9 protein-coding genes and 1 pseudogene are annotated in these 13,931 nt (G+C 74.0%); 5 read left to right on the top strand and 5 right to left on the bottom strand.

Annotation, left to right across the window (positions count from 1 at the left end):
• Positions 1-52: 52 nt before the first annotated feature.
• The 3 genes from HA039_RS32295 to HA039_RS32285 form a co-directional block, all read right to left on the bottom strand.
• A complete protein-coding gene (locus tag HA039_RS32295; RefSeq protein WP_167035406.1) occupies positions 53-1,414 on the bottom strand; it encodes an NtaA/DmoA family FMN-dependent monooxygenase in 1,362 nt (453 codons plus the stop codon).
• 10 nt (positions 1,415-1,424) lie between these two features.
• Positions 1,425-2,543: an LLM class flavin-dependent oxidoreductase gene (locus tag HA039_RS32290; RefSeq protein WP_167035403.1), complete on the bottom strand. Its 1,119-nt coding sequence runs from the start codon at positions 2,541-2,543 to the stop codon at positions 1,425-1,427.
• A 278-nt stretch (positions 2,544-2,821) separates the two neighbouring features.
• Positions 2,822-2,962 carry a putative leader peptide gene (locus HA039_RS32285; protein WP_167035401.1) on the bottom strand — a complete coding sequence of 47 codons (141 nt, stop codon included), beginning with the start codon at positions 2,960-2,962 and terminating at the stop codon, positions 2,822-2,824.
• 285 nt (positions 2,963-3,247) lie between these two features.
• Here HA039_RS32285 and HA039_RS32280 point away from each other — a divergent pair.
• Positions 3,248-4,246, top strand: a pseudogene (locus tag HA039_RS32280) (PLP-dependent cysteine synthase family protein); the annotation flags it as partial.
• A gap of 97 nt (positions 4,247-4,343) precedes the next feature.
• The gene (locus HA039_RS32275; RefSeq protein ID WP_167035396.1) at positions 4,344-7,166 is read left to right on the top strand and encodes an AAA family ATPase; all 2,823 of its coding nucleotides are present in this window, start codon (positions 4,344-4,346) and stop codon (positions 7,164-7,166) included.
• A gap of 28 nt (positions 7,167-7,194) precedes the next feature.
• On the opposite strand, the gene HA039_RS32270 is transcribed toward HA039_RS32275, so the two are convergent.
• The gene (locus HA039_RS32270) at positions 7,195-7,800 is read right to left on the bottom strand and encodes a TetR/AcrR family transcriptional regulator (RefSeq protein ID WP_167035394.1); all 606 of its coding nucleotides are present in this window, start codon (positions 7,798-7,800) and stop codon (positions 7,195-7,197) included.
• 437 nt (positions 7,801-8,237) lie between these two features.
• Between HA039_RS32270 and HA039_RS32265 the strand changes: the two genes are divergently transcribed.
• The 3 genes from HA039_RS32265 to HA039_RS32255 all read left to right on the top strand — a co-directional run bounded on the left by HA039_RS32265 (position 8,238) and on the right by HA039_RS32255 (position 11,684).
• The gene (locus HA039_RS32265; RefSeq protein ID WP_167035392.1) at positions 8,238-9,554 is read left to right on the top strand and encodes an NtaA/DmoA family FMN-dependent monooxygenase; all 1,317 of its coding nucleotides are present in this window, start codon (positions 8,238-8,240) and stop codon (positions 9,552-9,554) included.
• 97 nt (positions 9,555-9,651) lie between these two features.
• Positions 9,652-10,749: an FAD-dependent oxidoreductase gene (locus HA039_RS32260; RefSeq protein ID WP_279592875.1), complete on the top strand. Its 1,098-nt coding sequence runs from the start codon at positions 9,652-9,654 to the stop codon at positions 10,747-10,749.
• A gap of 125 nt (positions 10,750-10,874) precedes the next feature.
• A complete protein-coding gene (locus tag HA039_RS32255; protein ID WP_167035388.1) occupies positions 10,875-11,684 on the top strand; it encodes a GNAT family N-acetyltransferase in 810 nt (269 codons plus the stop codon).
• Positions 11,685-11,735: 51 nt separating this feature from the next.
• Here HA039_RS32255 and HA039_RS32250 read toward each other — a convergent pair whose 3' ends face one another.
• Positions 11,736-13,904 (bottom strand): MMPL family transporter, encoded by a 2,169-nt coding sequence (locus HA039_RS32250; protein ID WP_167035386.1) that lies wholly within the window; start codon positions 13,902-13,904, stop codon positions 11,736-11,738.
• Positions 13,905-13,931: the final 27 nt, after the last annotated feature.

Below are 13,931 nucleotides of genomic sequence, written 5' to 3'. Positions count from 1 at the left end.
CGTACGGGAGCAGGCCCTGCCGTGGGCAGGTGGCCGCGGTCCGTCCCGCGGATCAGGCGCCGGCGGCGGGGAGCGGCGGCAGGTCGAGGTGTTCGCGCAGGGTCGTGCCCCGGTACGCGGTGCGGTAGACGCCCCTCTCCTGGAGTTCGGGGACGAGCTTGTCGACGACGTCGGTGATCGAGGCGGGGAGCAGGTGCGGTACGAGGTTGAAGCCGTCGACGGCGCGGGTGCGGACGTAGTGGGTCCACTCGTCGGCGACGGACGCCGGGGTGCCGACGAAGGTCGGGTGGCCCGGGGAGACCTCCAGCACCAACTCGCGTATCGACAGGTCGCGTTCGGCCGCGAGGTCACGCCACTTCTGGATCAGCGCCAGTTTGCCGCTGCGGTGCGCGATCGCGATCGTGCCCCGGGACGGGTCGAGCTCGTCCTCGCTGGGCTCGATGCCGGGCAGCGGCCCGTCGGGGTCGTAGCCGGACAGGTCGGTGCCCCAGTACTGCTCCAGGAAGGCGAGGGCGCGGGGTCCGTTGACCTGTTCGCGCCGTACCCACCGGGCCTTCTCCTCCGCGTCGGCGGGTGTGTCGCCGAGGACGAGGCTCGCGCCGGGCAGGATCCGCAGCGAGTCGGGCGTGCGGCCGTGGCGGGCGAGCCGTTCGCGCAGGTCGGCGGCGTAGGCGACGGCCTTGCCGTACTCGGTGTTGGCGGAGAAGACCACGTCGGCGTGGCGGGCGGCGAGTTCGCGTCCGCCGTCCGAGTCCCCCGCCTGGAACAGCACCGGGCGGCCCTGCCGGCTGCCGGGGACGGTGGCCGTGGCGCGCAGCCGTACGAGGTCGGTGTCCCGCTCGACCGGGGTGACGGACCCGGGCCGGGCCCAGCTCGCGGCCTGCCCGTCGGGCGCGACGGCGTCGGGGGCCCAGGACGCCCACAGGGCCTTGGCGGCGTCGACGAACTGCCCGGCCCGGTCGTAACGGCGTTCGTGCTCCAGCCAGCCGCCGTGCCGGAAGTTGGCGCCCGTCCAGGCGTTGTCGGTGGTGACGATGTTCCAGCCGGCCCGGCCGTCGGACAGCAGGTCGAGGCTCGCCAGCCGCCGGGCGAGGTCGGCCGGGTAGTTGTACGTGGTGTTCTGGGTGGCCACCAGGCCGATCCGCTCGGTGACGGCGGCGAGCGCGGAGAGCTGGGTGATGGCGTCGGGGCGCCCGGCGACGTCGAGGTCGAAGACCCGGCCCCGGTTCTCCCGTACCCGCAGTCCCTCGCCGAGGAAGAACGCGTCGAACAGGCCGCGTTCGAGGGTCCGCGCGATGTCGACGAACGTGTCGATCGCGGTGTGGGAGGGCGCGCCGGGGTCGGTCCAGATCAGCTGCGGTCCGACGCCGGTGAAGAAGACGCCGAGGTGGAGCTGGGGCGGGGTCTCTGTCATGGCACTCACCTCAGGCGTGTGCGGTCGCCGGGGCGGCGAACCGGTTGGCGGGACGGGGCAGGCCGAGCGTGTCGCGCAGGGTGGCGCCGGGCCGGGGCGCCCGCCACAGCCCCGCGGCGGCCAGTTCCGGCAGGACGTGCCCGGTCAGGACCGGCAGGTCGACGGCGAGGACGGCGGGGTGCAGCCGGACCCCGTCGACCGACCCGGCGAGTTCGCGCAGCAGGGCGGCGAGGGCCTCCGGGGAGCCGACGTGGCGCAGCCGCCCGGACTCCGGCCAGGGAGCGGAGGCGTCCAGCGCGGCGAGCCGCTCGGCGGCCGGGGTGCCCGCGTCGAGGACCACCTCCACCTCGGCGAACACCAGCGGGGCGCCGGACTCCCTGGCCGTGGCGGCACGGGCCGTGACGGCGGCGGGGTCGGGGCGGGACACGAGGACCACGTCGGCGCGGGAGTCGGCCTCCAGCGCGTCGGGCACCAGGACGACGACCTGGCCCTGGGGCGGGCGCGGGGTGATCAGGGGGCCCTTGACGGTGAAGGACGCGCCCTCGAAGTCGATGGGGTGGACCTTGTCCGAGTCCAGGAAGCGGCCGGTCGCGGCGTCCTTGACGACCGCGTCGTCCTCCCACGAGTCCCACAGGGCGCGGGCGGTGTCGATGACGTCGGCGGTCTCCCGGAGCAGGCCGCCGGCCGGGAGCGCCGTTCCTCCGACGGTGGCGAGGTCGGCCTCGCCGGCCGCCGCGCCGACGACCCAGCCGGCCCGTCCGCGCGAGGCGTGGTCCAGGCTCGCCAACTGGGTGGCGAGGTGGAACGGTTCGGTGGTGGCGACGTGCAGGACGGGCGCGAGGCCGATCCGGTCGGTGAGGACGGAGACGTGGGCGGCCCTGGTTCCGGCCTCGACGCGTCCGGCCGGACCCGCGCCGGGCGTCGCGGCCGGCGGCAGCGGGGAGTCGGCGAAGGTGACGAGGCCGAAGCCCGCGTCCTCGGCCGCGGCCACCACGTCCCGTAGCGCGCGGGCGGTCAGGACGGCGCCCGGCGGGCGCCCCGAGTGGCGCCAGGCGGCGGGGTGGGCGCCGTCGCCGTCGGCCTCCAGTGCCAGGTGCAGGTGGGGAAGACCTTCGTCGTGGTCGGTCATGGGGGATGCCTCCGGGTGAAGTGGTCCTGGCAGAGGGGCGGTTGGCCGGGGTCGTGGGGACGGGAGGGCGTGGTGGGGCGTGGCGCGGTGGGGGCGGGTGGGGCTCGGCGGGCGGCGCGGAGGCGCCGGGGGGCGCGGAGGCGGCGGGGCGCCGGGGAAGGACGCGCCGGACGGCACACGCGGGAAGGGGAGGCACGGGGACGTGTCGGTGCGCCGGGGCGGGCCGGTGGGGGTGGGTCAGGTCGCGGTGTCGGGCGGCGTGAGCGGCGGGGGCACGCTCAGCGGGCCGGGGACGTCCCCGTACACAGCGCGCTGCTCACGCGCAGCAGGTCGACGTGGCGCCGGGCGACGCCGAGTTCGAAGGAACCGCCGTGGTGCGGCATGCGGCGGTCGCGTCCACCGGGGTGTCGCGCGCCCATACCGTTCACCTCGTCCCGTCTCGTCTCGCCCGCGGTCGTCGGGTCGATCGCCGGGCCGGCCGGGCGCCGGGGCGCGGTGCCGGAGGGGGTGATCGGCCTTCACCGTAACCGCTCGTCCCGCGTCGGACAATGCCGCCCCGGACCGCCGGAACCGCGCCGGCGGCCCTCCCGGCGGGCCCGCCACACGTGCCGGAGTCCCGGGCGGCGGTCCACGTTTCACACGAGTGAAACGATGGGATCCGACCCGTCCCGCCGGCCACAGCGCCGTACGCAAGGAGCACCGCATTGGACGTCCACGCTTCCCTCACCGACGCGGTCGGCAACACCCCGTTGGTCCGCCTCAACCGCGTCACCGACGGGGCCCTCGCACCGGTCTACGTGAAACTGGAGTACGTCAATCCGGGCGGCAGTGTGAAGGACCGGATCGCGCTGGCGATGGTCGAGGCGGCCGAGGAGTCCGGGGAGCTGGCGCCCGGCGGCACCATCGTCGAGGGGACCTCGGGCAACACGGGCGTCGGGCTGGCGATGGTCGCCGCGCAGCGCGGCTACCGGTGCGTCTTCGCGATCCCCGAGAAGAGCAGCGCGGAGAAGGTCGCCGTCCTGCGCGCGTACGGCGCCGAGGTGATCGTCTGCCCCAGCGACGTACCGCGTGAGCATCCCGACCACGTGCACTCCGTGGCCACCCGGGTCGCCGCCGAGACGGCCGGGGGGTGGCTGGCGAACCAGTACGACAACCCGGCCAATCCGCTGGCGCACTACCGCACCACGGGTCCGGAGATCTGGCGGCAGACCGACGGCCGGATCACGCACCTGGTGTCGGGCATCGGCACCGGCGGGACGATCACCGGGACCGGCGAGTACCTCAAGGAGGTCAGTGGCGGCCGGGTCACGGTGGTCGGCGCCGACCCGGAGTCCTCGGTGTACTCGGGCGGGGACGGGAGCCCGTACTACGTGGAGAGCATCGGTCACTTCCGCCACCCGGAGACGGTGGACGATACCTGGCCGCAGTCCTACCACCCCGAGGTCGTGGACCGGTTCGAGCGGATCGGGGACCGGGACTCCCTGCGGACGGCCCGGCGCCTGGCCCGCGAGGAAGGCCTGCTGGTCGGCGGCTCCGCGGGCACCGCGGTGGCGGCGGCGCTGCGGGTGGCGGCGGAACTGACGCCGGACGACCTGGTGGTCGCGCTGCTGCCGGACTCCGGCCGCAACTATCTGTCCAAGGTCTTCGACGACACCTGGCTCCGCGGGCTCGGGCTGCTGGACGAATCCGGGGCGGGTGATCGGTGACCCGTGTCCTGAATCACACAAGCCGGTACGGCCGTACCGGTTCTTGGTGCGCCACGACCGTACAATAACCGCATGCCGCGCGCCGTGCCTGACGATGCCCGGCCCGGGGGACGGCGGACGGGAGCGTGACGAGGTGGGGTACGGCGACCTCTTCGAGGACGGCTCCGACGACGCCCTGGTCGGGCGGGCCGGGGAACTGGACCGCATCCGCGCGTTCCTCGCCTCCGCCGACCGCGGCCGGGCGCTGCTGCTGTCCGGGCAGGCGGGCGTGGGTAAGACGGCCCTGCTCGGCGCGGTGGCGAAGGCCGCGGCCGCGAGCGGCACCCGGGTCCTGCACGCGGCTGGCGTCGAGTTCGAGGCGGACGTCAGCTACTCGGGGCTGAACCAGGTGCTCTTCCCGCTCGCCGACACGTTCGGCGAGTTGCGGGACACGCACCGGGACGCCCTGCGCGTGGCGCTGGGCTTCGGCGGCGGGCCGCCGCCGGACCGGCTGGTGGTGTCGAGCGCGACGTTGATGCTGCTGCGGCAGGTCTCGGCGGCGGAGCCGTATCTCCTCGTCGTGGACGACCTGCCCTGGATCGACCGGGCCAGCGCCGCCGTCCTGGGCTTTGTGGCCCGCCGCCTCGCGGGCAGTGCCGTCGGCTTCCTCGGCGCGATGCGCTCGGGGAGCGAGAGCTTCTTCAACGGCGGCGGGATACCGGAGTACGAGGTGCCGCCCCTGGACGCCACCTCGTCGCGGGCCCTCCTCGACGCACGCTTCCCCCATCTCGCCGAGCGGGTCCGGCAGCGCCTCCTGGTGGAGTCCGAGGGGAACCCGCTGGCCCTCATGGAGCTGCCGGCGGTGCTGACCGGGCAGCAGCGCGCGGCGCTGGAGAACCTTCCGGCTGTCCTGCCGCTCGGCGGGCGGCTCCAGGCGCTGTTCGTCTCCCGGGTGTCCCGGCTGCCGCCCGCCGCCCGGTGGCTGCTGCTCCTCGCCACGACGGACGGGACCGGGGACCTCGGGGTCCTCCGGGCGGCGGCCCGGGAGGCCGGGCACCTCACGGACCTCGACGACCTCGCCCCCGCCGAGCGGGACCGGCTGGTGCACGTCGACGAGGGCACGCGGCGGCTCGTCTTCCGGCACCCCCTGATCCGGTCCTCGGTCGTGGCCGCCTCCACGAGCGCCGAGCGCCGCGCCGCCCATCGCGCCCTGGCCCGGGTGGCGCGGCATCCCGAGCGCCGCGCCTGGCATCTCGGGGAGGCGTCCGTCGAGCCGGACGAGGAGGTGGCCGCGCTGCTGGAGCGGGCCGCCCACCGCATCACCGCGCGGGGGGACGCGGTGGGGGCGGTGGCCGCGCTGATCCGGGCCGCGGACCTGAGCCCCCTCGGCGCGGACCGGGCCCGGCGGCTGGCGGAGGCGGCGTACATCGGCGCCGACGCCACGGGGGAACTGCGGGGCGCGTCGGAGCTGCTGGACCACGCGCGGCGGGCGGACCCGGACCACGTGGGTTCGCTGCACTCCGCCGCTGCCGCCGTCTACCTGGTCATCAACGGGGACGGCGACATCGACACGGCCCACCGCCTGCTGGTGGGCGCCGTCGAGTCCGGCGCGCACGGGTACGACGCCACGGACCACGCCCTGGTCGACGCGGTGCACCTGCTGGTGCTCCTGTGCTTCTTCAGCGGTCGTGCCGAGCCGTGGGAACCGCTCTACGCGGCGATGGCGCGCCTGCGGCCGGAACCGCCCACCCTGTTGTCCGTGGTCGCCAAGACCTTCTCGGATCCGGCGCGTTCGGGGATCGGGGCGCTGGCGGAGCTGGAATCGCTCCTCGGCGGACTGCCCGAGGAGACCGACCCGGGCAGGATCGTCCGGCTCGGGACCGCCTCCCTCTACGCCGACCGGCTGGGGGACGTCCGTGAGGCCTCCTGGAAGGTGGTCCTCCAGGGGCGGGACGGCGGCCCGGTCCGCAGGCACCTCGGCGCCCTGATGCACCTCTGCCTCGACGACTACCTGACCGGCAGGTGGGACGAGTGCGTGGAACTGGCGGAGGAGGGGATCCAGTTGTGCGAGGACTCCGGGTACGCGTTCTTCACCTGGTACTTCTGGTACTGCCGGGCGGTCGTCGCCGGACCCCGCGGGGACAGCGGCACGGCGGACCCGCTCACCGAACGCATCGTCAGGTGGGCGACACCCCGGGGCGTCGGCGCCGCCCTGCACTACGCCCGGCAGGTGCGTACCGTGGTCGATCTCGGACGGGGCGACTTCGAGAGCGCGTACCGCAACGCCACGGCCATCAGCCCGGCGGGGACCTTCGCCTCGCACGTACCGCACGCCCTGTGGGTGGCGATGGACCTGGTCGAGGCCGCGGTACGCACGGGCCGCCACCCGGAGGCGGCCGCCCATGTGGCCGCGATGCGGGAGGCGGACCTCGCGGCCCTCTCCCCCCGGCTCGCGCTGCTGGCCGGCGGCGCGGAGGCGCTGTGCGCCGCAGACCACGCGGAGGCGGCACGGCTCTTCGAGCGGGCGCTGGCGCTGCCGGGCGTCGAACGCCTGCCGTTCGACCGGGCCCGGGTGCGGCTGGCCTACGGCGAGAGGCTCAGGCGGGCCCGCGCGACCACGGAGGCCAGGGGGCCGCTGAGCGAGGCGTACGAGACCTTCACCCTGCTCGGCGCCCGCCCGTGGGCGGAGCGCGCGTCGAAGGAACTGCGCGCCACCGGATGGGCCGCGCCGGGAACGGCCGTGGACGGCAAGGCGCTCACCCCGCAGGAGCGGGAGATAGCGCATCTGGCGGCGTCCGGCCTGAGCAACAAGCAGATCGCGGAAAGGCTCTACCTCTCGCACCGGACCGTCGGCGCGCACCTCTACCAGATCTTCCCGAAGCTCGGGATCGGCTCCCGGGCGGCGCTGCGCGACGCACTCGCGGCTCTGGAGGAATGACGCGCCGTCATCCGGCGCGAGGCCCGCGTCAGGCCTTCCGGCCGACCATCACCGCGATCTGGGACAGCAGTACGCGCCGGAACGACTCCGGGGACGGGGTGGGGTGGTGCAGGATCTGCGGAATCATGAAACCGATGCCGGCCATGAGGAGGAAGTCGACGGCGTCGTCGGGACTGTGCGCGAGCTCGAAGATGCCCTGCTCCTGCCCCGCGACCATCGCGTCGACAAAGGGCTCGCGGTAACGCGTCTGGAGTTCCACGCTGTATTCGCGCAATTCCTCGTCGCGCATGGCCGCCCGCCAGAATTCGACGAGCACGCGGCGGGTACTTTCCGAGTTGGCCAGGCTCCGGTCGACGAGCGCGACGAGGAGATTCCAGGGATCCCGTTCCGCTTCCACCACGCTGTTGAGCGCCAGGACTTCCTGGTCGGTGTAGCGCCGCATCGCCTCGATCATCATGTCCTCGCGGGACCCGAAGTAATTCTGGAGGGTGCTGATCGCCACACCGCTCGCCGCCGACACATCCGCGAATCGCGTGTTCTCGTACCCCCGCTCCGCGAGGACGTCGATCACCGAACCCAGAACCGCGATCCGCCTGGCCCCGCCGGCTCTGCGCGTACGGTGTGCAAGAGGCATGACCATACGATACGGACGTACCGATGGAGCGTCAATCGAGGGCCGCTCCGCGCGCTCTTGACAAGCCCGCCCTCCCGGCGCGTACGTTCGTCCTGCTCACTCCAGGACCGATGGGAAGTCACGTGAAGGCATCGCACGTCAGGTCCGCCCTTTCCGGGCCGGCCCGCGCCGCGATCGCGCCGCCGGTGCGGACCAGGCGCCGGCACGTCGACCTGTGCCGGACCCACACCGCGCTCTGTCGCTGACCCTTCGCCCGTTCGGTTCCGCGCCCCGCGCCGTGCTCCCGGCCTCCTGAGCCGTACGGCCCGGCGGCGTCCTGTTCCCCTGCCCCGCGTCGGCATCCCCTGCTCCGGTCCCGTCCCGGCCTCTGCCCGGACGGGTCCCCGCCCTGCCGCCGTCATCCCGATATCGCCGTCACCGGTGAGAATGGACCAGTCGTGAGCGCGAAGCGGCCCAGAACGCTGAGAACCGTCACCGGAGCCGGTGGTACGTCGGAGACGTACGACCTGGCGCTCGACCCGACCCGGTCTACCCTGGACACCGCCGTGCGCGTGGCGAAGCTCGCGGAGGCCGCCCGGATCGACGCGCTGTTCACCGCCGACCTGCTGAGCTTCGGCGCCCAGGGCGCGATCGGCTCCCAGGAGCCGCTGGTCTTCGTCTCGGCGCTGAGCCAGGTGACCTCGCGGATCGGCCTGATCGCCACCGTCTCGACCACGTTCCACCACCCGTACAACCTGGCCCGGTTGTTCGGAACCCTCGACCACGTCAGCAACGGGCGGGCCGCCTGGAACCTGGTGACCTCCTCCGTCGGCGAGGAGAACTTCGGGCCCGGCGGCCTGCCCGGCCCGGAGGACCGCTACGCCCGCGCCGAGGAGGCGTTGGAGGTGGTCAACGCGCTGTGGGACAGCTGGGAGACCGGCGCGCTGACCGCGGGGGCCGACGGCACGGCGGTGCTGGACCGCGACCGGGTGCGCCCGATCGGCCACTCCGGCCGGTTCTTCACCGTGGCCGGCCCGCTGAACATCCCGCCGCTGCCGCAGCGCCGCCCGGTCCAGATGCAGGCGGGGCAGTCCGCCGCCGGTACGGCGCTGGGCGCCCGGTACGCCGAGATCGTCTTCACCTCCCTCCCCACCCTGGACGTCGCGGTGGACTTCACCCGGAGGATCCGCGAGCAGGCGCGGCGGTGGGGGCGCCCCGACGGGCTGCCGCTGATCTTCAGCTCGCTCCACGCCACCTACGGCGCCACCGAGGAGGAGGCGCGGCGGCTCGTACGGGAGCGTCGGGAGTCGATCGACTTCGACCGCGGCCGGGCCCAGGTGGCCGACATGCTCGGCGGCGGGATCGACCTGTCCGGGGTCCCGCTCGACGCGAAGCTGCCGGAGAGCCTGTTGCCGGACCTCGGCTCGGTGAACCGGCGTCGCGGACGGGTCGAGATCTTCGCCGGGTACGCCCGCCAGGGCTACACCCTCCGGGAGCTGGTCGTCGCGGCCCAGGACACCGGGCACTGGGCGGTCGCCGGTACGCCCGAGCAGCTCGCCGACGCCGTCGAGGAGCGGTTCCGGGCGGGGGTGCTGGACGTGGTCACGCTGGGCGGCCTCGCGGACCCGCGGGAGCACGACTTCGTCGTCAACGGCCTGCTGCACGAACTGCGCAAGCGGAAGATCGTCGCCCCCGACTACACGGGCACCACGCTGCGGGAGAACCTCGGACTCCCCGACCTCCCGGCGCGTGAGAGCGCGCCGGCGCGGGTCTGACCGCCTTCACCACGGCGGGCCGGCCGGCACCGGCCGAACCCGCGACCGTCTTCTGATCACCCGTCATATCCGTTCAACCGGAAGGGATGTTGCCCCCGTGGTCCATCACATCGTCGTCGGAGGAGGGGTCATGGGCTCCTCGGCCGCCTGGCACCTGGCCGCACGGGGCGAACAGGTCACGCTCCTGGAGCAGTTCGGGCCCGGCCACGACCGGGGCAGCTCGCACGGCAGCTCGCGGATCTTCCGGCTGGCCTACGCCGACCCGTTCTACGTCTCCCTCGCGGTACGGGCGCTGCCGCTGTGGCGGCGCCTCGAAGCGGAGACCGGGCGGCGGGTGCTGGAGCTGACCGGCGCGGTCGACCACGGACCCGCCGCCGCGACCTCCGCGCTCCACGACGTCCTGCGCGCGGCGGGCCGGCCGGCGGAGCTCCTCACCCCGGCGCAGGCCGCCGAGCGGTGGCCCGGGCTGCTCGCCGACACCACCGCGCTGTTCCATCCCGAGGCCGGCCGGGTGCACGCGGACCGCGCGGTCGCGGCGTTCCAGCAGGCCGCCCGGCAGCACGGCGCGCACATCCGGCACGGCGTGAAGGTGACCCGGCTGTCGGTACGCGGGGGGCGCGCCGAGATCGTGACCGCCGACGAGCGGACGTTCACCGCCGACTCGGTGGTCGTCGCGGTCGGGGGGTGGGCGCCGGGGCGGCTGTCGGGGCTCCTGCCCGGTCTGCCGGCGATGCGGGTCACCCAGGAGCAGCCCGCGCACTTCCCGGCGGCCGACGCGCTCGACTGGCCGAGCTTCATCCACCACCCGGGCGCCGGGCTCGCGGACGAGGGCGGGATCTACGGACTCGGCAGCGACGACGGGGTCAAGGTCGGCTTCCACGGGGTCGGGCCCGTCGTGGACCCGGACCACCGGGACCGTACCGTCGCCCCCCGGGCCCTCGCCGAGGTCCAGCGGTACGCCGAGCGGTGGCTGCCGGGGGTGGACCCTACGGCCCCGGTGGCGAGCACGTGCCTGTACACCACGACGCCGGACCACCACTTCGTCGTGGACCGGGCGGGACCGCTGACCGTGCTGGCCGGCTTCTCCGGGCACGGCTTCAAGTTCGCCCCGGTCATCGGGGAGTTGGCGGCCGACCTCGTGGGCGGCGCCCCGGCCCGCGGCCCGTTCGCGCTCGGCCCGCCACGCGCCGCCTGAACGGTCCCGCCGACCTGCCGTCCCACCGAACCGCCGACCGCGAGGCCGTACCCCGTACCCCGCACCCCCGCACCCCCGCACCCCCGCACCCGCAACTGAGCACCGTCACCAGGAGATCGGCCCTCATGTCCACCAGCGTCCACCCCTCCCCGAGCCACCCGCTTCCCGAACCCGGCGACGGGCGGGAGTCCGGCGGCGGGAGCGTCCCGGCACCGCACATCCTCGACAACCCCGCCTGGGCGTCGCTCGACGGCCCGCACGCCCGCTTCGCCGAGCGGGTGGGCCGCGCCGCCCGTTACCCCACCGACGTCTCCCCGTTCACCGCCCTCGCCGATTCGACCGACCCCCGTGCCTGGGACGACCTCGTCTCCCTGGTCGGGCCGGACGCCCTCGCCCCGGTCAGCGGCGCGACGCACCTTCCCGACGGGTGGGAGGCCGTACGGCGCGGACAGGGCGTGCAGTTGGTCGACACCTCCCTGCGCGCCGAGCCCGACGCCGAGGCGGTCCGCCTGACGCGGGCCGACGTACCCGAGATCCTGGACCTGATCGCCCGTACCGAACCGGGTCCCTTCCTGCCGCGCACCATCGAACTCGGCACCTATCTCGGCATCCGGCGCGAGGGCCGGCTCGTCGCGATGGCCGGCGAGCGGCTCCACCCGCCGGGGTGGCGGGAGATCAGCGCGGTCTGCACGGACGCCGCGTACCGGGGCCAGGGCCTGGCCACGCGGCTGGTCCGGGCCGTCGCGGCGGGCATCCGCGAGCGGGGCGAGACCCCGTTCATGCACGCGGCGGCCGCCAACACCGGGGCGATCCGGCTGTACGAGTCGATCGGCTTCACCCTGCGCCGCCGCTCGGCGTTCCTCCTGGTCCGCACTCCCCCGGGCCCCCCGAAGCCGTCGGCGGTTCCGAACCCACGCCCCCCGCAGGCGGGTTGAGGCGGCGGCGCGCTCGTACCCCCGCCGGATCCCGTCCGCCGCCCGCGGGGGTCACGGGCGGCCGTTGTCCGACCTGCTCTCCACGGAGAGGTTGGGGATGACGCGGCCGAGGCGGGCCGGGAGGGCCCAGGTGACGGGGCCGGACAGGTGCATGAGGGCGGGGACCAGGAGGCCGCGGATGATCAGGGCGTCCACCAGGACCGCGAAGCCGAGGCCGAAGCCGAACTCCTTGAGGACGAAGCTGTCGCCGATGAGGAAGGAGCCGAAGACCAGGATCATGATGCTGGCCGCCGCCGCGATGATCCGTCCGCTCTTGGCCTGGCCGAGGCTCACCGCCTCGTGGTTGTGGCGCACCGCGCCGGCCTTCAGCGCGTCCGCGTCGCCGCGCGCGGTGCGGCGCTGATGGTGCCACTCCTCCTGCATCCGGCTCACCAGATAGACCTCGTAGTCCATCGAGAGCCCGAACAGCACCGAGAACAGCAGGACCGGGATGAAGGCGTCGATGGGTCCGGTGGTCGGCAGGCCGAGGGCCGAACTGCCCCAGCCCCAGGTGAACACCGCGGTCAGGGCGCCGAGCGCGGCCCCGACGGAGAGGAGGTTCATGACGGCGGCCACGAACGGGATCAGCAGGCTGCGGAAGACCGCCACCAGGAGGAGGAACGCGAGGATGACGACCACGGCGATGAACAGGGGCAGTTTGTCGCTCAGTACGTGCGAGAAGTCGATGTTGGTGGGCGTGGCGCCGCCGACGTGGACGGCGGGGTGGCCGGGGCCCTCCGCCTTCGGCCCCAGGTGCCGGACGGTGGAGACGAGCGTGACGGTCGCCTTGTCCCCCGGTGCCGTGGTCGGGTAGAGGATCGCGAGGACGGCCTCGCCGTTCGGGGAGGTCACCGGCGGCGTCACCCGGGCGACTCCCGGGGTGTGGGCGGCGTCGGCCAGGAAGCGGGCGAACGCCTTCTTGTCGTCCGCCGACGACACCGCGCTGACGAGCTGGAACGGTCCGTTGAACCCGGGGCCGAACCCCCGCGCGAGGGCGTTGAACGCCTGGTGCGTGGTGGACGAGGTCGGATCGGCGGCGGCGCCGGACGAGCCGAGGCGGAGGCTGAACAGGGGCAGCGCGATCACCACCACCACGGCCAGGGAGACCACGGCCACGAACCACCGGCGCACCTCGATGAACCTCGCCCACCGCAGCCAGAAGCCGGTGGCGTCCGTGGAGAGGGGACCGTGCTCCGCGAGAGCGGCCCGCTCCCGGCGGGAGAGGACCTTCTCGCCGAGGAACCCGAGCATGGCGGGCAGGAACGTGAGCGACGTCGCCATGGTCAGGGCGACCGTGATCGCGGAGGCGGCGGAGAGCCCGTACAGGAAGTCGACCCCCAGCGCGAACTGGCCGAGCAGCGCGATGCACACCGTGATGCCCGCGAAGAGGACCGTACGCCCGGAGGTGTTGACGGCCTCCTCGGCCGCCTCCAGGTAGCCGACTCCGGACTTCACCGCGCTGCGGTGCCTGCTGATGATGAACAGGCCGTAGTCGATGCCCACGCCGAGGCCGATGAGGATCGCGAGGTCGCTGGAGACGCTGGGGGTGTCCAGCGCGTGGGACAGCAGGCTGATGATCGCGTGGCCGATGAACAGCGCGACGATCGCGGTGATCAGCGGCATCAGCGAGGAGAAGAGCGCGCCGCCGAAGACGATCAGCAGGATCACCAGCGCGGCGACCACACCCACCACGATGGACAGGCCGGGACCCGACCCCTCCTCCTTGGAGATGGACTGGCCGCCGAGCGAGATACGGACGTCGGGGCCGTCGGCGGTCTTCGCCGCGTCGATCAGGTGCCTGGCGTCGTCCGTGGTGACGTCCGCGGCCACCTTCGACCAGGTCACCCGGGCGAACGCCACGGTGCCGTCCTGGCTGATCTGCCCCGCGCCGGCCTTGCCGTACGGGCTGATGACCGACTCCACGCCGGGGACGGCGGCCACCTTGACGAGCGCGGCGGTGACCGGGTCCTTGACCGAGGCGGAGCGCACGGTGGTCCCGTTGCGCGCCTCGACGACCACCTGGTCGTTCTCGCCGGACGCCGACGGGAAGCTCTTCTTCAGGAGCGACACCGCTGCCTGCGAGTCCGTACCCGGCAGGCTGACGCTCTCGTTGTACTGGCTGCCGAGCGACTGGCTGATCCCGAGCAGGACCACCAGGGCCAGCAGCCAGGCCCCCACCACCTTGCGGCGATTCCTGAAGCACCAATT

This window comes from Streptomyces liangshanensis (assembly GCF_011694815.1).
Lineage (GTDB): Bacteria > Actinomycetota > Actinomycetes > Streptomycetales > Streptomycetaceae > Streptomyces > Streptomyces liangshanensis.
Note: the sequence above shows the minus strand (reverse complement) of the source record. Positions and strands in the feature narration are given on the sequence as shown.